At 34.5% G+C, this 19,058-nt stretch carries 18 protein-coding genes and 1 riboswitch; of the genes, 13 read left to right on the top strand and 5 right to left on the bottom strand.

What is annotated here, in order from left to right:
* The first annotated feature begins 38 nt into the window (after positions 1-38).
* From mog to J3U00_RS00850, 4 genes are all read left to right on the top strand, one after another.
* Positions 39-617 (top strand): molybdopterin adenylyltransferase, encoded by a 579-nt coding sequence (mog, locus tag J3U00_RS00865; protein ID WP_267331227.1) that lies wholly within the window; start codon positions 39-41, stop codon positions 615-617.
* A 184-nt stretch (positions 618-801) separates the two neighbouring features.
* The gene (gene argR, locus J3U00_RS00860) at positions 802-1,260 is read left to right on the top strand and encodes a transcriptional regulator ArgR (RefSeq protein ID WP_065734283.1); all 459 of its coding nucleotides are present in this window, start codon (positions 802-804) and stop codon (positions 1,258-1,260) included.
* Between the two features lie 97 nt (positions 1,261-1,357).
* A riboswitch (Lysine riboswitch) is annotated at positions 1,358-1,532 on the top strand.
* A 74-nt stretch (positions 1,533-1,606) separates the two neighbouring features.
* Positions 1,607-2,968 carry a lysine-sensitive aspartokinase 3 gene (gene lysC / locus J3U00_RS00855; RefSeq protein WP_220225055.1) on the top strand — a complete coding sequence of 454 codons (1,362 nt, stop codon included), beginning with the start codon at positions 1,607-1,609 and terminating at the stop codon, positions 2,966-2,968.
* A gap of 301 nt (positions 2,969-3,269) precedes the next feature.
* Positions 3,270-3,512, top strand: coding sequence for a GlsB/YeaQ/YmgE family stress response membrane protein (locus tag J3U00_RS00850; protein ID WP_065562224.1), 243 nt, complete (start codon positions 3,270-3,272; stop codon positions 3,510-3,512).
* A gap of 68 nt (positions 3,513-3,580) precedes the next feature.
* On the opposite strand, the gene J3U00_RS00845 is transcribed toward J3U00_RS00850, so the two are convergent.
* Positions 3,581-3,937, bottom strand: coding sequence for a hypothetical protein (locus J3U00_RS00845; protein WP_267331226.1), 357 nt, complete (start codon positions 3,935-3,937; stop codon positions 3,581-3,583).
* A 111-nt stretch (positions 3,938-4,048) separates the two neighbouring features.
* Between J3U00_RS00845 and cysS the strand changes: the two genes are divergently transcribed.
* Positions 4,049-5,440 (top strand): cysteine--tRNA ligase, encoded by a 1,392-nt coding sequence (cysS, locus tag J3U00_RS00840; protein WP_065734280.1) that lies wholly within the window; start codon positions 4,049-4,051, stop codon positions 5,438-5,440.
* Positions 5,441-5,487: 47 nt separating this feature from the next.
* Here the strand turns inward: cysS and trmJ are convergent, their stop codons facing one another.
* A complete protein-coding gene (trmJ, locus tag J3U00_RS00835) occupies positions 5,488-6,225 on the bottom strand; it encodes a tRNA (cytosine(32)/uridine(32)-2'-O)-methyltransferase TrmJ (protein WP_081303351.1) in 738 nt (245 codons plus the stop codon).
* Between the two features lie 246 nt (positions 6,226-6,471).
* On the opposite strand from trmJ, the gene raiA reads away from it, so the two are divergent.
* The 5 genes from raiA (at position 6,472) to J3U00_RS00810 (ending at position 11,517) form a co-directional block, all read left to right on the top strand.
* On the top strand, positions 6,472-6,801 hold the full coding sequence (gene raiA, locus J3U00_RS00830; RefSeq protein ID WP_065562226.1) for a ribosome-associated translation inhibitor RaiA: 330 nt from the start codon (positions 6,472-6,474) through the stop codon (positions 6,799-6,801).
* 94 nt (positions 6,802-6,895) lie between these two features.
* Positions 6,896-8,047 (top strand): bifunctional chorismate mutase/prephenate dehydratase, encoded by a 1,152-nt coding sequence (pheA, locus tag J3U00_RS00825; RefSeq protein WP_267331225.1) that lies wholly within the window; start codon positions 6,896-6,898, stop codon positions 8,045-8,047.
* The gene (gene mutY, locus J3U00_RS00820) at positions 8,047-9,081 is read left to right on the top strand and encodes an A/G-specific adenine glycosylase (RefSeq protein WP_065562228.1); all 1,035 of its coding nucleotides are present in this window, start codon (positions 8,047-8,049) and stop codon (positions 9,079-9,081) included. Before pheA ends, mutY begins: the two co-directional genes overlap by 1 nt.
* Positions 9,082-9,155: 74 nt before the next feature.
* Positions 9,156-10,340 carry an MFS transporter gene (locus J3U00_RS00815; protein ID WP_267331224.1) on the top strand — a complete coding sequence of 395 codons (1,185 nt, stop codon included), beginning with the start codon at positions 9,156-9,158 and terminating at the stop codon, positions 10,338-10,340.
* A gap of 136 nt (positions 10,341-10,476) precedes the next feature.
* Positions 10,477-11,517 (top strand): NADH:flavin oxidoreductase/NADH oxidase, encoded by a 1,041-nt coding sequence (locus J3U00_RS00810; RefSeq protein WP_267331223.1) that lies wholly within the window; start codon positions 10,477-10,479, stop codon positions 11,515-11,517.
* 45 nt (positions 11,518-11,562) lie between these two features.
* On the opposite strand, the gene J3U00_RS00805 is transcribed toward J3U00_RS00810, so the two are convergent.
* Positions 11,563-12,747 carry an FAD-dependent monooxygenase gene (locus J3U00_RS00805; protein WP_267331222.1) on the bottom strand — a complete coding sequence of 395 codons (1,185 nt, stop codon included), beginning with the start codon at positions 12,745-12,747 and terminating at the stop codon, positions 11,563-11,565.
* A 14-nt stretch (positions 12,748-12,761) separates the two neighbouring features.
* Positions 12,762-12,932 carry a Sec-independent protein translocase subunit TatA gene (gene tatA / locus J3U00_RS00800; protein WP_141673909.1) on the bottom strand — a complete coding sequence of 57 codons (171 nt, stop codon included), beginning with the start codon at positions 12,930-12,932 and terminating at the stop codon, positions 12,762-12,764.
* A gap of 625 nt (positions 12,933-13,557) precedes the next feature.
* Between tatA and J3U00_RS00795 the strand changes: the two genes are divergently transcribed.
* Together J3U00_RS00795 and J3U00_RS00790 are read left to right on the top strand one after the other, a co-directional pair.
* On the top strand, positions 13,558-14,247 hold the full coding sequence (locus J3U00_RS00795) for a LexA family transcriptional regulator (protein ID WP_065562232.1): 690 nt from the start codon (positions 13,558-13,560) through the stop codon (positions 14,245-14,247).
* Between the two features lie 245 nt (positions 14,248-14,492).
* Positions 14,493-16,328 carry an ABC transporter ATP-binding protein gene (locus tag J3U00_RS00790; RefSeq protein ID WP_267331221.1) on the top strand — a complete coding sequence of 612 codons (1,836 nt, stop codon included), beginning with the start codon at positions 14,493-14,495 and terminating at the stop codon, positions 16,326-16,328.
* Positions 16,329-16,393: 65 nt separating this feature from the next.
* Here J3U00_RS00790 and dacB read toward each other — a convergent pair whose 3' ends face one another.
* On the bottom strand, positions 16,394-17,827 hold the full coding sequence (gene dacB / locus J3U00_RS00785) for a serine-type D-Ala-D-Ala carboxypeptidase (RefSeq protein ID WP_267331220.1): 1,434 nt from the start codon (positions 17,825-17,827) through the stop codon (positions 16,394-16,396).
* Positions 17,828-17,999: 172 nt separating this feature from the next.
* On the opposite strand from dacB, the gene J3U00_RS00780 reads away from it, so the two are divergent.
* The gene (locus J3U00_RS00780) at positions 18,000-19,016 is read left to right on the top strand and encodes a TerC/Alx family metal homeostasis membrane protein (RefSeq protein ID WP_267331219.1); all 1,017 of its coding nucleotides are present in this window, start codon (positions 18,000-18,002) and stop codon (positions 19,014-19,016) included.
* Positions 19,017-19,058: the final 42 nt, after the last annotated feature.

Genomic DNA, 19,058 nt, shown 5'->3' with positions numbered 1-19,058 from the left:
AATATTTAGATAAATATATGGATTAAGGAATAAATGTTATGGTTAAAATTGGATTAGTTTCAATATCAGATAGAGCATCACAAGGCGTTTATCAAGATGAAGGTATTCCAGCATTGTTATCATGGTTAAAATCTGCATTGAAAACAGCTTTTATTACCGAACAACGCATTATTCCCGATGAACAAATCATCATTGAAAAATCATTATGCGAATTGGTTGATGATTTGCAATGTAATCTGATTTTAACCACAGGCGGCACAGGACCAGCAATAAGAGATGTAACACCTGACGCAACTTTAGCTATAGCAGATAGAATAATGCCCGGATTTGGCGAACAGATGCGGCAGATTAGTTTACATTTTGTTCCAACTGCGATTTTATCCAGACAAGTTGGTGTTATTCGTAAGCAATGTTTAATTTTGAATTTACCAGGCCGACCAAAATCAATCAAGGAAACACTTGAAGGTGTAAAGGATGATGAAGGTAACACTATTGTTACTGGCATATTTGCAAGTGTTCCATATTGTATTGATCTGCTAGAAGGTCCTTACATCGAAACACATGATCACATCATTAAATCATTTCGTCCCAAAAATGCTATAAAATCTAATCTTTAATTTTATGCAAATGTCATGCATAATTATGTAGATTATATTCAATATTTGAATGAAGCTTTATAAGAACACTTGCTTAATTAGCAATCATTAAAAATAACTGACCGTAATCAAGCATTTTAGTTAACCCGTTAATATGACTTATTGTTTTAATCAGTTAGTCATAAATTAAATTTAAAGGAACAGTATGAAACAAAAAGATCTCACTAAAACTTTCAAAGAAATGCTTTTACAAGAAAAGTTTAGTTCTCAGATAGGTATCGTACAAGCCTTACAAGAACAAGGATTTGATAATATAAATCAATCTAAAGTATCGCGAATGTTAACTAAATTTGGCGCTGTAAGAACTCGCAACGCAAAATCTGAGATGGTTTATTGTTTACCTGCTGAAATGAGTGTCCCAACAACAAGCAGTCCATTAAAAAATTTAGTGTTAGATATTGATTACAATAGTTCAATGGTTGTTATTCGAACAAGCCCAGGCGCAGCTCAACTTATTGCGAGATTGTTAGATTCAATCGGTAAATCAGAAGGGATTTTAGGCTCAATTGCCGGTGATGATACGATTTTTAGCACACCAACTAAAGATTGTTCTGTGAAAAAACTATATCAAACGATTATTGAATTATTTGAACGGAGTTTATAATTAACAGTTTATTTTAACAAAGCTCTATAATTTTTTTTAATATTTAACCTATTGACACATTTGGTAAAATCGTTAATCCTATACGACACTGAAATCAGAATTAAGAAGAGGCGCATTACTCAGGCAGATCATTTTAGGGACTGGAGCCGCAAATAAATGATTGAGGGGATGTAATGCCGAGGTTTAATTGTTATTCCAGAAAGCAATTAAATCGACTGCAAGGGCTGAATCCCTTGGGTTGTCACCCTAACAGGTGGAGCGCTTCATGGTATGTATTTTTTTAATTGTATTAGGACATGCCCGCTCTATCTCTGTTAAAAATAAAAATTTTTAATATGAGGAATACATGGAAAGATCATTTATAATTGCTAAGTTTGGCGGTACTAGTGTTGCAGATTATCCCGCAATGGTTAATAGTGCCAATATTGTTATAGCTAATCCTAGTGTCAAAGTTGTTGTGTTGTCTGCCTCTGCAGGTATAACAAATTTACTGGTAGCATTAGCTGAAGGTCGTGATGCCAATGTAAGAGCAAAACATATCGCTAAAATTCAATCGATTCAATACAACATATTAGAAAATCTTCCTGAAAATCCAACCCTACGCGCTGAAATTGACCAAATAATTGCAAATATTGCCTCATTATCAGAAGCAGCAAGCTTGGCAACTTCCCCTGCTTTGACGGATGAATTAGTCAGTCATGGCGAAATAATGTCATCAAAACTATTTGTCGAAATATTAAAACAAAAACAAAAAAATGCCCTATGGTTTGATGTACGTAAAGTCATGCGTACCGATGACAAGTTTGGTAAAGCCGTACCAAAAATTGACGAAATTAAACAACTTTGCTGTGCACATTTGAAATCTTTGAATCCAGAAGCTATCGTAGTTACTCAAGGATTCATTGGTAGTGAAAGTACGGGCAAAACCACAACTTTAGGTCGTGGTGGTAGTGATTATACCGCAGCTCTTCTTGGTGAGGCTTTAAACGCCACGCAAATAGACATTTGGACCGATGTTGCTGGTATTTATACTACTGATCCTCGTATCACATCAGGTGCGAAACGAATTGACGAAATATCATTTGCTGAAGCAGCTGAAATGGCGACCTTTGGTGCTAAAGTTCTACACCCTGCAACACTCGTTCCTGCTGTACGTAGCAATATTCCAGTATTTGTTGGTTCAAGTAAAGCGCCAGAAGCTGGTGGAACTATCGTTTATAACACACATAGCATAAAATCTGCACTACCTTCATTTAGAGCGTTAGCGCTTCGTCGCAAACAAACATTATTGACTTTAACTAGCTTAAATATGCTACACGCACAAGGCTTTTTAGCTAATGTCTTTACCATATTGGCTAAACATAATATTTCGGTTGATTTAGTCACCACCTCTGAAGTTAGTGTCGCATTAACCATTGATACTACAGGCACTAATACCAATGGAAATAGCCTATTAACAAAAGCATTATTCGATGAATTATCAACAGTTTGCCATGTTGAAGTTGAAGAAGATTTAGCACTAATTGCCATCATTGGTAACAATCTAACCACAACAAAAGGTATCGCTAAAGAAGTCTTTGGCGCTTTAGATGACTTTATTATTCGACTTTGTTGTTACGGTGCTAGCACCCATAATCTTTGCCTTCTAGCAAGAAGCAATGATGCTGAAGATGTAATAAAGGTTCTACACAAAACGATTTTCGAATAGTTTAATATCAGGGGCGATTACATTATCGCTCCTAATCATTAATCATATAAATCAACAATTAAACAAAATACCTAGAATATTTGAAAAAATAATTGTAAACTACGCCTAATATTTGTATGAATTTGTGTTTCATACATCTATAGCTTCATACTGTTCTACATAATAATCATTTTTCTTCATATTTAGATAACAATTTTTAAAGCTGTAAATTTACGTTTTATTAATATCTGTTCAACAACTATCATCGTTATTTTTTAGCTATACTAGTAACTTTCAACTTAATTAGACGAAGGAAATTATTATGGGTATTTTAAGCTGGATTATTCTAGGATTAATTGCTGGATGGATCGCTAAGTTTTTTATGCCATTAGGCCGTGTTGGTGTGATAAAAACTATCCTGCTTGGTGTAGCTGGTGCATTAGTCGGCGGTTATATCAGTACCTTCTTTGGTTGGGGTAGTGTGACTGGTTTTAACTTCCCAAGCTTGTTTATCTCTGTGCTTGGTTCTATTTTACTTATTTATCTTTACCGCCTTTTTAAATAAATTCAATAGTAATTTAAATTGGCGAGTTTACTCGCCAATTTTCACTGATCTATCCAACCAAAGTTCTCTCATTTATATCGATGTTTAAAACCTATTAACTTAAATAGCTTTTTAAGTATCCAAATTAATATATATACAATTATGATAATGCTTAGTAAAGCAACCAAAGCCCCTAAAAGGCATACTAAAAAAATAACAAAAAGTGCAATAAACTTATAAAATCCTATATCGCCAAAGCCACCTAACCTCCTGTTAACAGCCTCCACAAATAATAATATTGCTAAAAAAATCCACGCAAGCCAAAATAGTAATTTTTTAAAGCGATTATTAAATTCAATTTCCATTACAAAACTAATAACTTCAATGGCCATTAATATTACAATGAAACTATACAAAAAAGTTATTCCCAAAATTTGTGATATCATCAATTAATTCCATTTAATTTATTTAACGAGATTATAAGAAGTAATTTCGCCACTTCCAGTTTTTTGTTATATTAAACACTAAAATTTATCAAATTTATTCTGCAGGATAAAATGCTCAAAATATTTAATACATTATCACGTGAGAAAGAAATATTTAAACCAATTACACCAAATAAAGTTGGGCTATATGTTTGTGGTGTTACTATCTATGATCTATGCCACATTGGCCATGGCCGTACTTTTGTCGCATTTGATGTCGTTACTCGTTATTTACGTTTTTTAGGTTACGATCTCACTTATGTTCGTAATATTACCGATGTCGATGACAAGATCATCAAGCGTGCATTAGAAAATGGTGAAACTTGTGACGAATTAACTGAACGTATGTTAAATGAGATGTATGCCGATTTCGATGCACTTAATATCAAACGACCCGATGTCGAACCTCGAGCAACTCGTCATATGTCACAAATCATTGAACTTGTTGAAGAGTTAATAAGAAAAAATCACGCTTATATTGCTGACAATGGAGATGTGATGTTTTCGGTAGATAGTGATCCTAACTACGGTATTTTATCACGCCAAAATTTAGAACAGTTACAAGCAGGTGCTCGAGTTGATGTAGTGGACGTAAAACATAATCCAATGGACTTCGTTCTCTGGAAGATGTCAAAACCCAACGAACCAAGCTGGGATTCACCATGGGGGAAAGGTCGACCTGGTTGGCACATTGAATGCTCTGCAATGAACAGCCATCAATTAGGCAACCATTTTGATATTCATGGCGGTGGTTCTGACTTAATGTTCCCACATCATGAAAACGAAATTGCCCAATCAACCTGTGCCCATAATGGTCAATATGTAAATTATTGGATGCACTCAGGCATGGTAATGATAGACCAAGAGAAAATGTCCAAATCACTGAATAACTTTTTCACTATCCGTGATGTTTTAAAACATTATGATGCTGAAACTGTTCGATATTTCTTATTATCAGGCCATTATCGTAGTCAACTTAACTATAGTGAAGAAAATCTAAAACAAGCTCGTACCGCTTTAGAAAGACTTTATACGGCTTTGAGAGACACCGATGCTAACTATCCGCACAACACGCCAGATAGCGATTATCATCGACAATTTTGTCAGGCAATGGATGATGATTTTAATACTCCAGAAGCTTATTCAACTCTATTTGATTTGGCTCGAGAGATCAACAAAGCTAAAGCAGAAAATAACATGCCATTAGCTAATGAACTAGCTGCTGAGTTACGTTATTTATCTTCTGTACTTGGTTTACTTGAACAAGATCCGGTTAAATTCTTACAAGGTAATAGTCAAGATGATGAAGATACACAGCTAATTGAAGCGTTAATTAAACAACGCAACGATGCTCGAGCAAGTAAGAATTGGGCTTTAGCTGATGAAGCTCGAGATAAACTCAATCAAATGAATATTATTTTAGAAGATGGTGCTAACGGCACAACTTGGCGTAAAAAAACTTAATAATAAAAAATCCCCTAGATTTACACAAAACTAGGGGACTAATCTCACTATTTTTTATCTATTGACGTTAAAATTCCCCGTAAAATATTGAGTTCTTGCTGTTCAATACCAGCTCGCGTAAATAATCTACGTAAACGCCCCATAATCTGCCCAGGATGATTAGGATTAATAAATCCGGTTTTTAATAACGTCTGCTCTAAATGCTGATAAAACCGTTCAATATCTTCACTTTTAGGATACTGAACCTCATTCAGATTGTCATCATCATGTTTTAATGATGCCTCTAAAGTTGACAACATTGACATTCGAATTTCGTAAGTTAGAACCTGAACTGACATAGCTAAATTTAAAGAGCTATAATCTGGATTAGCTGGAATACCAACATGAAAATGGCACTTTTGTAATTCATCATTAGTTAATCCAACTCTTTCTCGACCAAAAACTAAAGCTACTTGAGCATGATGCGCGGTTTCAGCAATAATTTTGTCGCCACACTCTTTCGGAGTTAAGTTTGGCCATTGCAAACTTCTAGGACGCGCACTGGTACCTATAACCAATGAACAATCTGCTACCGCCTCCTCAAGGGATGAAAAAATCTGTGCCTGTTTGATAATATCACTCGCCCCGGCTGCCAGTGAAATCGATTGGGAATCGGGTTTTATTACAGGGTTCACTAAACATAAACGAGTTAATCCCATCGTTTTCATTGCACGAGCAGCAGACCCCATATTACCAGTATGCGAAGTTTCAACTAAAACAATCTTAACATTATCTAAATAGCTCACATATTCCTCATTAAATAACTAAACTTAATACTTTAAATCAATCTAAATAAACCACAGTATATAATAAAAAACAGATTAAAAGCAGTTCTGTGCTATCTAATATCAAATACCAATAAATTATTTTAGACAAAAGTCACAAAAATCTTAATATAAACCTAATAACCTATTGACGAAATGTGAAAAATTTGTCAATGTAATCAATATAATAATAGCTCAATTAGTAAGTAAACATAGTGGAGGTCAATTATGACTTTAAGTATCACAAGTAAACAAATGGACATTACTCCTGCAATTCGTAGTTATCTTGAAGATAAGTTTTCGAAATTAGATAAATGGAGAGCTCTACTAATCAACCCTCACTTTATCTTATCTAAAGAGCCCGATGGATTTATTATTGATGCAACCATTGCAACCAAAGGCTCGCCACTAGTTGCTTCCGCTAAACACACTGACATGTATGCTGCAATTAATGATTTAGTTGGTAAACTTGAAAGACAACTAAATAAACTCCAACATAAAGGTGAGTCGCGCCGTGCATTTGACAGTATTAAAAATACAGTAATTGAAGAAGAATAATAATTTATAATTTAACAAAAAGGCACTTTAATAGTGCCTTTATTTTTTTGATTGTTATAATATTACCCATCGAATTTTTAATCTATTAATGAATATGACAACCAGTCCTTTATTGCCTTTACGAAACAAAATTAACCAACTTGATCAAAAATTAATTGAAATCATTGCTGAAAGACGCCAAATTTCAGCCGAAGTTATCCAGACTAAAATAAAAGCAAATATCCCTGTGCGTGATTTAGATCGTGAACGTTCATTGATTAAGGCATTAATCGAACAAGGTAAACAATATCATCTTGATGACCTATTAATTAAGCGTTTATACCAAATTATTATTGAAGATTCGGTTCTACTACAACAGAAGTTTTTACAAGAAAAACTCAACCAAGGCGTTATCTCATCAGCTAAAATTGCTTTCTTAGGACCAAAAGGTTCATATTCACATTCAGCAACTCGCCGTTATGCTAGTGCCCATTTTGATCAATTGACTGAATCAAGTTGTAATACATTTAAAGATGTTTTTGAAAAGATTGAATCAAAAGTTGTTGATTATGGAATTGTACCAATAGAAAACTCGAGTTCGGGATCTATTAATGAAGTGTATGATTTGTTACAAAAAACCAATTTACATATTATTGGTGAACTATCCTTAATGATAGATCACTGCATTTTAGCTCTTCCTAACACCAAACTTGAGCAAATAGATACTATTTATAGCCACCCGCAACCATTCCAACAATGTAGTAATTTCTTAGAAAAGTATCCGCATTGGAAAATTGTTTATTGTGATAGCACTTCGTCAGCAATGGAAACCGTAGCTAAATTAAATCAACCAAACATTGTAGCTATGGGAAATAAAGACGGTGGTGAATTATATGGCTTACAAGTTCTGGAGCACAATTTTGCTAATCAAAAAGAAAATATCACCCGCTTTATTGTGTTATCGCGTGAATCGATTGAAGTTTCCGATCAAATTCCGGCCAAAACTACAATCTTGATGAAAACGGGCCAACAAGCTGGGGCATTGGTAGATGCTTTATCCGTATTACGTAATCATAATATTATTATGACAAAACTTGAATCACGCCCTATCCATGGCACATCTTGGGAAGAGATGTTTTATATTGATTTACAAGGTAATATTAACGATTACGAAATGCAGATCGCACTTAAAGAATTAGCTTCCATCACTTTATATACTAAAGTGCTTGGTTGTTATCCTAGTGATTCTATTACCGCTGTCATGTAATGACTAATTTAAGTTTTTCAAATGCCGTACTCAACTGGTATGAACAGTACGGCAGAAAATCATTACCATGGCAAATTGAAAAAAGCCCTTATCATGTTTGGTTGTCAGAGGTTATGCTGCAGCAAACACAAGTTGCAACTGTTATTCCATACTTTAAGCGCTTTATTAAACAGTTTCCTAAAATTACCGATTTAGCTAAGGCTCCAATTGACGATATCTTACATCTTTGGACTGGCCTTGGTTATTATGCACGTGCTCGTAATTTACATAAAGCAGCACAAGTTATTGCTGACAAGTTTGGGGGAAAATTTCCAACCAAATTTGAGGATGTTATCGCCTTACCAGGCGTTGGGCGCTCAACCGCTGGGGCTATCCTATCTCTATCACAAAATCAACATTATCCAATATTAGATGGTAACGTAAAACGGGTTTTAACCCGAACTTTTGCTATAGACGGATGGCCTGGTAATAAAAATGTCGAAAATCAACTTTGGCAATTAAGTGAGCAAGTCACGCCTAAAAATGAAGTTGCTAAATTTAATCAAGCCATGATGGATATTGGTGCAATGGTTTGTACTCGTTCTAAACCCAAATGCACTTTATGCCCTTTACATCAATTATGTATTGCTTATAAGACCGACAGTTGGCAACAATATCCAACTAAAAAACCTAAAAAGACTATTCCTGAAAAAACCGCCTACTTTTTAATGCTTGAACATGACAACATGATTTGGCTTGAAAAAAGACCGCCTGCTGGTATTTGGGGCGGATTATATTGTTTACCACAATTTGCAAGCGAGCAAGCATTAACTGACTGGCTAGACAGCCATGGTATTAAAACTAGCAAACCCAAACAGTTAATTGCATTTCGACATACTTTTAGCCATTTTCATTTAGATATTGTGCCTATTTACTGTGAGATAAAAGGCAATACTAAATGTCTAGATGAATCGAATGGTTATTGGTATAAACTAAAATCGGAAAATGCAAAAATTGGCTTAGCAACACCTATTTATAATCTATTAAATCAATAATCAACACAATCTATCAGTATCTAACAACCTTTTGATATATAATTACACATTATTTATTTTCCAAATTGTTTATTATGAATAGCAAACAAGCTCAAGGGCTATCTGCATGGTTAGTATTCCTAATGGCATTTGCCATTGGCGTCGCGGTAGCGAGTAATTATTATGCGCAACCACTATTACACTCGATAACTAATGATTTACATATTGCAATTAAACATGCAGGTTTTATCATTATGGCTGCACAATTTAGTTATGCTGTTGGCTTGCTGTTCATTACCCCACTGGGTGACAAAATAGAACGTAAACGATTAATATTGACCTTGATGATATTATCAACCTGTGGGCTAATTATTAGTGCAACTTCACAAAACTTATGGTTACTTATGCTTGGTACGGCTATGACAGGTCTATTTTCAACCGTAGCCCAAGTACTAATTCCATTTGCCGCAACACTATCACGACCAGAGCATCGAGGTAAGATTATCGGTACATTGATGAGTGGTATGTTGCTAGGTATATTATTAGGTCGTGCATTCGCTGGTTTTGTTTCTTCGATGACAGATTGGCATTATGTTTATTGGATTGCCGCGTCAGTAATGATCATTGTTACTTTGCTACTTTGGTTATCATTACCAACTTATAATAACACCATCAGTATTAACTATTTTCAACTGTTATTATCAATTGGCTCACTATATAAACAAGAACCTGTTTTACGAATTCGCTCATTGTTGGCAGTTATTTCCTTTGCGTTATTTTCACTGTTATGGACGCCACTTGCCTTTTTATTAAGTAATAAACCTTACTATTATTCTGATTTTATAATCGGTTTATTCGGCCTAGCCGGTGCCGCTGGTGCACTAGGTTCGCCTATCGTTGGCAAATTATCAGACAAAGGAAAAGGCTTTTTAGCCACGACCATTGGCCTAATATTACTACTCGCTTCATGGGTACCACTTTCTCTTGCTGAATATTCACTTTTAGCCTTAATTATTGGGGTAGTATTACTGGATTTTGCTGTTCAAGTTACTCATGTATCAAACATGAACGCCATTTATCAAATTCGACCAGAAGCACGTAGCCGTATGAACACTGGTTATATGGTAAGTTATTTTATCGGAGGCATGTTGGGTTCTATCACTTCCACTTATCTGTATAGCAACTATGGTTGGATCGCGATAATTATTGCTGGAACAGTTTTAGGATTATTGGGTTTATTATGTTGGCTCTACTATCTTAAATCAGTTCGCAAACCATAAACGATTTAATTGCAAAAAAAAGTTGAGGAACGGTTTTTTTAACGTTTATTTGCTCTAATATTCCGTTTTTAAACACTATATACTATTCGTCAGTTAATTTAAACATTTGCACCATTAATAAAAACAGGAGCCATCCATGGCTAAAATAGCCTATATTAATACGCCATTTAAAGTAAAAAATTTATCACTCAAAAATCGTATTGTTATGCCACCGATGTGTCAATATCAAGCAAAAGACGGATTGGCTAATGATTGGCACTTTGTTCATTATGTTTCACGAGCGGTTGGTGGCGTGGGTTTAATAATTTTAGAAATGACCAATATTGCTCCAAATGGTCGAATATCGCCAAATTGCTTAGGTCTATGGAATGACGAGCAACGCGATCAGCTTAAACGTATCGTTGATGCGGTTCATGCTCAAGAAGGAAAAATCGCTATTCAAATTGCCCATGCAGGACGTAAAGCTTTGGGTGAGTCTGATGTCGTATCCTGTTCTCCTATCCGCTATGATGGGAACGTCGAAGCGAATCCAAAATGGCAATATCAAATGCCAAGAGAATTAACCAAAAGTGAAATCGCTGATATTATCGAAAAATTTAAACAATCAACCAAACGTGCGGTTGAAGCAGGTTTTGACGCAATTGAAATACACGGTGCACATGGTTATTTAATCCATCAATTCAGCTCATCAAAAACGAATATTAGAACGGACGAATATGGTAAGGATAAATTATTATTTGGTGAACAAGTAATTAAAGCAGCAAAATCAGTGATGCCAAAAGATATGCCACTAATTGTTCGGTTTTCGGCTCAAGAATACGGTACTAATGGTTACGATATTAATTATGGTTGCCAAATTGCTAAACGTTTTGCACAAGCAGGCGCAGATGTTTTAGATGTGAGTGGCGGTGGTGATGGTCAGTTAGATCCAAAGCATACGCCTCTATTTCATGCTGGATACCAGGTTTATTTAGCGCGTGCTATTAGAAAGGTCACTAATTTGCCAATTATTACTGTTGGTATGCTTGAAGACCCTTATCTTGCTGATTATGTATTAAGTACTGGCGATGCTGATTTAGTTGCAATTGGTCGAGGTTTATTGAAAGATCCTTACTGGCCGCTAAGAATTCCAGCATCTCCATTTATCCCAACATCTTATCAAGTAGCTTTTAAATAAACTAATTATAATCCTGTAGTGTTAGCTACAGGATTAATTTACAAGCTAAATTTTCATGGCATATTTGATGAGACGTTTCTTTATTGGCGAAAAGTTATCAATTGCGTTCATCCCAACTGTTCTCACCATTTTTTTAAAAGCATTATCGCCATTAAACATATCTTGAATAGTTCGCATTGAGGTTAACATGACTAAAGCATCTTTACGGCGAGTGAATTGGAATGATTTTAAGTTTTCTACTAAACCAATATCTTTATGTTCATCAATAAGTTTATTAATGGTTGCCACCAATAATGCAGAATCTTCAAATCCTAAATTAACTCCTTGACCAGCCAATGGATGAATAGTATGGGCTGCATCACCAATTAGCACTAATCGATGTTTAATAAATTGTTTTGCAAACCGGGCTTTTAATGGAAACACCATTCTCGGATTGACCAACTGACATTGTCCTACTTTATCACCGCTTAATTTAAACAGCTCTTGGCAAAACTCAGATTCAGTTAACGAAGTTAAAATAGCTGCTTGCTCTGGTTTAGTTGACCATACTAAACAACTGTAATTGGGTTGCCAAAGTGGTAAAAATGCCACAATACCATTGGGATAAAAAATCTGCCTAGCACATGCTTGGTGAGGATATTGTGTTTCAATAGTTGTAATCACTGCATGATGAAGGTAATCACGCTCAAACACAGAAATTTTTTCCTGTCTGCGCAGCCAAGAGTGTGCGCCATCAGCACCTATAATCAGTTTTGCTTGTAACCGAGTATTATCCGAAAGCGTTAAAAAAGCATAATCTTCATTATAGCTATTGTCTATAGCGGCCAAATTGAAAATAGTGATATTTGAATTTGCTTGAGCATGTTGATACAGGTAGTAAGAAATTAAATTATTTTCGATGATATACCCAAGATTTGGATAACCATAATCTTTAGCATGTGCAGTAAGATGCGCTAAACCGTTTTTTTCCCAAACTCCGATCTCGCTAAAAGCATGAACACGTTCGCTCGCACATAAATCGTTCCAAATACCAATTTGAGAAAAATATTGCTGACTTGCGCCATTAATTGCAGAAGCTCTAATTCCTATTTCGTCAAAAGCAAAATTTTGATTATCATTAACGTTAACATCAACAATAGCTACAGTTAAATTAGATTGACTAAGAGCACATGCAGTTGCTAAACCAACCAATCCACCACCAACGATGGCCACATCAAATTGCGTTTTCATATCAATAAATAGGGTTATTTCTTATCAAGCTTATTATCATCTTCAACATCATCATTCATCGCTTTTTTAAAACCTTTCAATGCTGAACCAAGATCAGAACCTAAATTACGTAACTTCTTTGTTCCGAAAATGAGAACCACCACGGCAAGAAAAACTAATAGATGTGGAATGCTAAATGACATAATTAAAACCTCATTTAAAAATGTATCGCTATTTGAACAAGTTAAACGAACAAATAGATTATTAAATATTGGAATTGATTATACTCTTTTTATGATGGGATTTCATGACAAGTTAATTTAGATAAAAAAAGACCCGCATAAAATATACGGGCCAACATGAAATATAAGGAATATAAGGAAAGAAAACAATGAAAAATCCTTACGCTGCTTATTATCCACTTTTTTTCTTTTTAGTCAACGTTTTTATTTGCCTTTCAGCAAATGTAGCAATTTTAGCTAAAAAATAACTTTAACCATTATAAATCAATAAGTTAAAATAACACTCGACATATAAACAAGAATAATATATATTTGATAAATATCAATTACGCATTAAAAAAAACTTAATATCTATAAAACTACTTGAAATTTCAACGGAAAAAAAAGCCATACTTCTTATTATAACACTCGCTGTTTTTTTTATTTTTATGCGAGAAAAGAATATTTTTCCATAATATAAAACGCGTTTAAACAAAAAATCGCATTAAAACTTAATAAAATTAAGAAGATTGATTCAAATTCATATGTAAAACTCATAAAAAATACAATATAATTATCAAACGGATGAAAAAATAAAAACGAAATAAGTATGATTAAAAATAAAAATGTAAAAACTTTTAAAGATAGGCTACATTCGTCAATGCAAGGATTATCTGTTTCATCCTTTGCAAAAAAATGTGATATGTCAGAAACGGTAATACGAGATTATTTGTCTGGAAAAACCTACCCTTCACTAACTCGTTTAGAAGTAATTGCTGAAAAATGTAATGTTTCATTCAACTGGTTAGCTACCGGTTATAAATTGGAAGTGTTGGATCCTAAAGACGATGATAATAACGAAGTTTATAATGAAAATATCTATCGTATCCCGGTTTATAAAAAACAATTACCAACTAAAGAAGAGGCGCAAAATCAACGTTACGTACGTGAAACGCCACCAGTAATGAATTATCCTATTGTTGAAGGTTGGGCTTCTCATCGTGGTTTAGATATCAAAAAACTTATAATCTATTGGGCGAAAGGTGATTTAATGGCACCTGAAATCGAAAATAATAATGGATTAATTATTAATACAGAAATAAACGAAATAATCGATGGCGCAATTTATTTAATTGAATATGAGAATTTTACTCTACTAAGAAAAATTCGCCTATCACTCGGAAATTGGATTTTGATTTGTAATAATCATCAATACCCAACGATTGAGGTTCCTAAAGCTCATTTCGAAAAATATAATATTGTCGGGCGCGTTGTACAAATTATTAAAGATGTTTTTTAAGACAATTATTAGTAATCTAGTACTTTTCACTATATAATTTGCCATGAGGAAAGCTCAAAAACCCCTTTCCTCAACTTTTTTTAATTTTTATTAATGTTAGTTTAATAGGTATTGGAGTGATGTCTCTTTTAATTTAAAAATATCATATTTAGCTTATAGCACTCAGCATTTGGTAATAAAACCCTCACTTTTATAGATCATTGGTAAACCTATCAATGAATAACCTTCTAACTAATAGGTCTAATATGTATCGATTTTTTGAAAAATTGGTATCACCTTATCCACAAGATGAACCACAGCCGATGGCTAAAAGTTTTTTTAGTTTTATTTGGCAATCGACGAAAGGCACACGTTCTTTCCTTATATTATTAATCATACTGAGTTCATTAGCTGGCGCTTTTGAAGCCTTTTTATATGCTGCACTCGGTAAAGTTGTTGACTGGCTGGCAGCTGTTTCACCAAGTCAATTTTGGCAGCAGGAAAAATCAACCTTAATTGTATTTACGATTATTATATTAGCTAGCACGATCATTATTGCCTTACAAACCATCATTAAACATCAATGTTTGGCGGGAAACTTTCCAATGCGACTGCGTTGGAATCTACATCGATTAGTGCTAAATCAAAGTATGCGCTTTTTCCAAGATGAATTTGCCGGCCGTATATCAGCAAAAGTGATGCAAACCGCACTTGCGGTTAGGGATACCTGCTTTTTGGTTGCTGATATCTTTATCTATGTTTTGATTTCGTTTATTACTATGGCAACAATCATAGGTCAGTTAGATCTTTGGTTATTAGTACCGTTTATGGTTTGGTGTTTTGTTTATGGCATTGCAATGTATTACTTTATTCCACGACTAAGTAAAGTGGCAAGTATGCAAGCAGATGCACGTTCTACCATGACAGGCCGAGTGACTGATGCTTACACGAATATTATGACAGTTAAACTGTTTTCTCATGCAGGCAATGAAGCAAAATATGCACAAGAGTCGATGGACGAATTTTTAGTTACCGTTAATAAACAAATGCGTTTAGTTAGTAGTTTTGAAATTGTTAATCATTTATTGTCTATTTTCCTCGTTCTTGGTACTACTGGCTTATCATTATGGCTATGGACTAATGATTTAATTGGTGTTGGAGCTATCGCCACTACAACTGCTGTCGCACTTAGATTGAACGGCTTTTCACATTGGATTATGTGGGAAATGGCAGCATTATTTGAAAATATCGGCGTGGTTAAAGATGGTATGAATACGTTTTCTGTTGCGAAAACCGTTGTCGATGAACCTGATGCACCAACTCTTAAGGTGACTGATGGTAAAATCGAATTTAAAAATATTAATTTTAGTTACGATGCAAAATTAAACAATGCCATTATCGACAACTTAAATTTAACCATTAAACCAGGTGAAAAGATCGGTTTAGTTGGCAGATCAGGGGCGGGTAAATCCACTTTAATCAATTTATTGTTGCGATTTTATGATTTACAAAATGGTCATATTTTTATTGATAATCAAGACATCATCAAAGTCAATCAAGAAAGCTTACGCGCTCAAATTGGTATGGTTACCCAAGATACTTCACTATTACACCGCTCAGTGAGAGATAATTTATTATACGGTAATAACCATGCCACTGAACAAGAGATGATAATCGCAGCTAAAAAAGCTCATGCCGATAGTTTTATTGAAACCTTAGTAGATGCTAATGGAAGAACTGGATATGATGCTTTTGTTGGTGAACGTGGGGTTAAATTGTCCGGAGGACAACGCCAACGTATCGCTATTGCTCGAGTTATTTTAAAAAATGCACCAATTCTATTGTTAGATGAGGCAACTAGTGCGCTTGATTCTGAAATTGAACAAGCTATTCAAGAAAGCTTATATACGTTAATGGAAGGTAAAACGGTTATTGCTATTGCCCATCGATTATCTACAATTGCGGCGATGGATCGATTAATCGTTTTAGATCAAGGAAAAATCATCGAACAAGGAACACATCAAGAGTTGCTTAGTAAAGATGGACTTTATGCTCAACTTTGGAAGCATCAAAGTGGTGGTTTTTTAGCTGAAAATTTTTAACTTAAAATTTAGGGCGATGAGTAAATAACATCGCCCCAAAATCTTAATTCTCAAATTAGTCAAATCTAATTAATGAAATTTTTATAAAACTCAGATTCGAACTTCATAACTGCCCCGTTTTTAGGTTCCCCTTTACTATCAGCCCGATACCCTGATAATAATTGAACAAAAGCGACATAACGTCCGTCTGATTTTTGAATAAATCCGGCTAAATTATAACTACCTTGAATATAGCCTGTTTTAGCCATAACTACATCTTTAAATGGTGCTTGACTGAAGCTTTTACGGTTTTGCAACGTTCCATCAACACCCGCAATTGGTAATTTTTCAATAAAAGCGAGTTGATTGTTATGTGCTGAAATATACTGCAACACTTCCATTAGTTTGTTGGCGCTAACTAGATTAAGACGAGATAAACCCGAGCCATCGGCAATCACTAAGTTTTCTAAGTCAATACCTGCTTTTTTGCGAAGGATTTGTTTAACCGCATCACCACCATTACGCCATGTTCCTGCAGTATTATAATAGCGTGCGCCAAGTGTTCTAAAAATGGTGTCAGCATACAAATTATTTGATTTTTTGAGCATAACCGTTATTAACTCAGAAAGCGGTGCTGATTGACTTGATGTTAATAACGTTAAGGAACCAGTAGATTTTTGTTTTCTTTCAAAAACACGTCCACCATAAGTTATTTTTTGTTGTTTTAATTCATTTTTTAAAACAGTCGAAAAATATTCGGTTGGATCCATTACTGCAAATTTTAATGGTGTTTTATCCGCATTAGAAGCGATGCATCCAGATAAATAGTAGCGATTTTTATCGGCATTAACATCAAGCTCACAATATTTATCATGTGCATCTTTACTACTAGCGGAAATCGTTCTGACATCACCTGAAACCATAACTGGAATATTAGATGAAACAGAAACTGATGCTTTACCACCTACTTTACCTGGGGTAATTGTTGCATAAAAGCAGTTATCATCAATTGTTGCAGCTGATGCAGGGGCATTGTAACAAGCAGTTAAATTATTCCATGACCACCCTTCTGCTTTATCATGACTAGCAAAAATTGAAGTGTCTAAAATAACATTACCTGAAATTTTTTCTACACCCTTTTGACGAAGGGCGCTAATCATATTTTTTAATCTTTCTCGACTAAAAGTGGGATCACCACTCAATTTGATAATCAGATCACCATTGAGTTGTTTATTACTAACTGAACCATTCGCGTACATTCCAGTAACAAACCGAAAATCATTACCAAGTTCAAGCTGTGCAGCTAGTGCAGTTATTACTTTTTGTGTACTAGCAGGCTGTTTAAATTGATCGCTTTTGTATTTGGCTAATGTTTTAGGATTGCCATCAACAGTTTGCACTAAAATTGATAAATCACTCCCTTTGGGTAATGATGATATATATGGTTCAACCGATTGTGCTTGCAATAAGCTTGAATAAAAAACAACGATAAATAGAAAAGATACCCTTATATTTGTCATGAATGTATGCTCAAAAAATTTATTAAATATATTAGTGTGAAAACAAATATATCTTTTTTTGATAAGCCTATCAATATATACTCAGTCTCTTTAAAAATAATGTTCTAAATACCATTATATTTTACATTTTTGAATTTAATCCAAGAGATAATTTAATATAGGTAACAAGGCTATGATTCATCATTCATTAGGTTTTCCAATCGAAACTGTACTGATGTTCGTCATTTTGGCTTTAACTGCGATTATAATTGATTTATATGCTCACCATAACGATAAACCCATTAGCCTAACCAGCGCAATATTATGGTCTTTATTCTGGGTTGCTGTTGCATTAGGTTTTGCACTTTATCTTTATCTTCACCATGGAAGTGAGATAGCAAGTTTATTTATCACAGGTTATGTGCTTGAAAAAGCGCTTTCGGTAGATAACTTATTCGTTATTATGGCGCTGTTTTCATGGTTTGCTATCCCTAACAATTATCGACATCGATTACTTTATTGGGGCGTAATTGGTGCGATTATTTTCCGAGCTATTTTTGTTGTAATAGGTACGGGTTTATTATCGTTAGGTCCTTGGATGGAATTGTTCTTTTCAGTAGTGGTTGCTTTAACTGGATTTATGATGCTGAAAAACCAAGGTCAAGATGAAAAAATTAAAGATTATTCAGAACATTTTGCTTATCGTATTGCTAAACGTATTTTCCCCTCTTACCCTAAGATAGTTGGTCATCACTTTTTATTAACCCGAAAACAACTAAACGCGGAGTTAACGAAGCCAGAAAATAGCGACCTAATTCATAAAATGCCAAAAAGTGCCTTATATGCAACACCACTATTTTTATGTGTTGTAGTGATTGAGTTGAGTGATGTTATGTTTGCATTTGATTCTGTTCCCGCAGTAATCGCAGTCAGCCAAGAACCACTGGTTGTTTATAGTGCAATGATTTTCGCTATTTTAGGGTTACGGACTATGTATTTTGTTTTAGAAGCAATGCAACAATATCTTGTTCATTTAGGCAAAGCTGTAGTCTGCCTACTATTTTTTATCGCAGCAAAACTGGCTTTAAATGCTAGCGACCATCTATTTAATTATGGTATTAACATAAGCCCTACTCTCAGCCTTTATATAGTATTAGGCATTTTATCTTTAGGTATTATTGCAAGTTTTATTTGGCCAAATAAATCCTAAAAAATAATAAGGGAATGGATAATCGGCAGTAAACCTGCCGAT

The sequence above is a fragment of the Gilliamella sp. B3127 genome (assembly GCF_026536935.1).
Classification (GTDB): Bacteria; Pseudomonadota; Gammaproteobacteria; order Enterobacterales; family Orbaceae; genus Gilliamella; species Gilliamella apicola_E.
The sequence above is the reverse complement of the archived record's forward strand: the minus strand, read 5'-3'. Positions and strand labels throughout refer to the sequence as shown.

What these genes read in the sequence shown, in the direction of transcription:
- J3U00_RS00805 (WP_267331222.1), bottom strand. Translation starts at nt 12,747, where the DNA reads ATGAAAACGCAATTTGATGTGGCCATCGTTGGTGGTGGATTGGTTGGT.
- lysC (WP_220225055.1), top strand. Translation starts at nt 1,607, where the DNA reads ATGGAAAGATCATTTATAATTGCTAAGTTTGGCGGTACTAGTGTTGCA.
- J3U00_RS00850 (WP_065562224.1), top strand. Translation starts at nt 3,270, where the DNA reads ATGGGTATTTTAAGCTGGATTATTCTAGGATTAATTGCTGGATGGATC.
- argR (WP_065734283.1), top strand. Translation starts at nt 802, where the DNA reads ATGAAACAAAAAGATCTCACTAAAACTTTCAAAGAAATGCTTTTACAA.
- mutY (WP_065562228.1), top strand. Translation starts at nt 8,047, where the DNA reads ATGACTAATTTAAGTTTTTCAAATGCCGTACTCAACTGGTATGAACAG.
- J3U00_RS00790 (WP_267331221.1), top strand. Translation starts at nt 14,493, where the DNA reads ATGTATCGATTTTTTGAAAAATTGGTATCACCTTATCCACAAGATGAA.
- cysS (WP_065734280.1), top strand. Translation starts at nt 4,049, where the DNA reads ATGCTCAAAATATTTAATACATTATCACGTGAGAAAGAAATATTTAAA.
- J3U00_RS00845 (WP_267331226.1), bottom strand. Translation starts at nt 3,937, where the DNA reads ATGATATCACAAATTTTGGGAATAACTTTTTTGTATAGTTTCATTGTA.
- mog (WP_267331227.1), top strand. Translation starts at nt 39, where the DNA reads ATGGTTAAAATTGGATTAGTTTCAATATCAGATAGAGCATCACAAGGC.
- J3U00_RS00780 (WP_267331219.1), top strand. Translation starts at nt 18,000, where the DNA reads ATGATTCATCATTCATTAGGTTTTCCAATCGAAACTGTACTGATGTTC.
- J3U00_RS00795 (WP_065562232.1), top strand. Translation starts at nt 13,558, where the DNA reads ATGATTAAAAATAAAAATGTAAAAACTTTTAAAGATAGGCTACATTCG.
- dacB (WP_267331220.1), bottom strand. Translation starts at nt 17,827, where the DNA reads ATGACAAATATAAGGGTATCTTTTCTATTTATCGTTGTTTTTTATTCA.
- raiA (WP_065562226.1), top strand. Translation starts at nt 6,472, where the DNA reads ATGACTTTAAGTATCACAAGTAAACAAATGGACATTACTCCTGCAATT.
- pheA (WP_267331225.1), top strand. Translation starts at nt 6,896, where the DNA reads ATGACAACCAGTCCTTTATTGCCTTTACGAAACAAAATTAACCAACTT.
- J3U00_RS00815 (WP_267331224.1), top strand. Translation starts at nt 9,156, where the DNA reads ATGAATAGCAAACAAGCTCAAGGGCTATCTGCATGGTTAGTATTCCTA.
- J3U00_RS00810 (WP_267331223.1), top strand. Translation starts at nt 10,477, where the DNA reads ATGGCTAAAATAGCCTATATTAATACGCCATTTAAAGTAAAAAATTTA.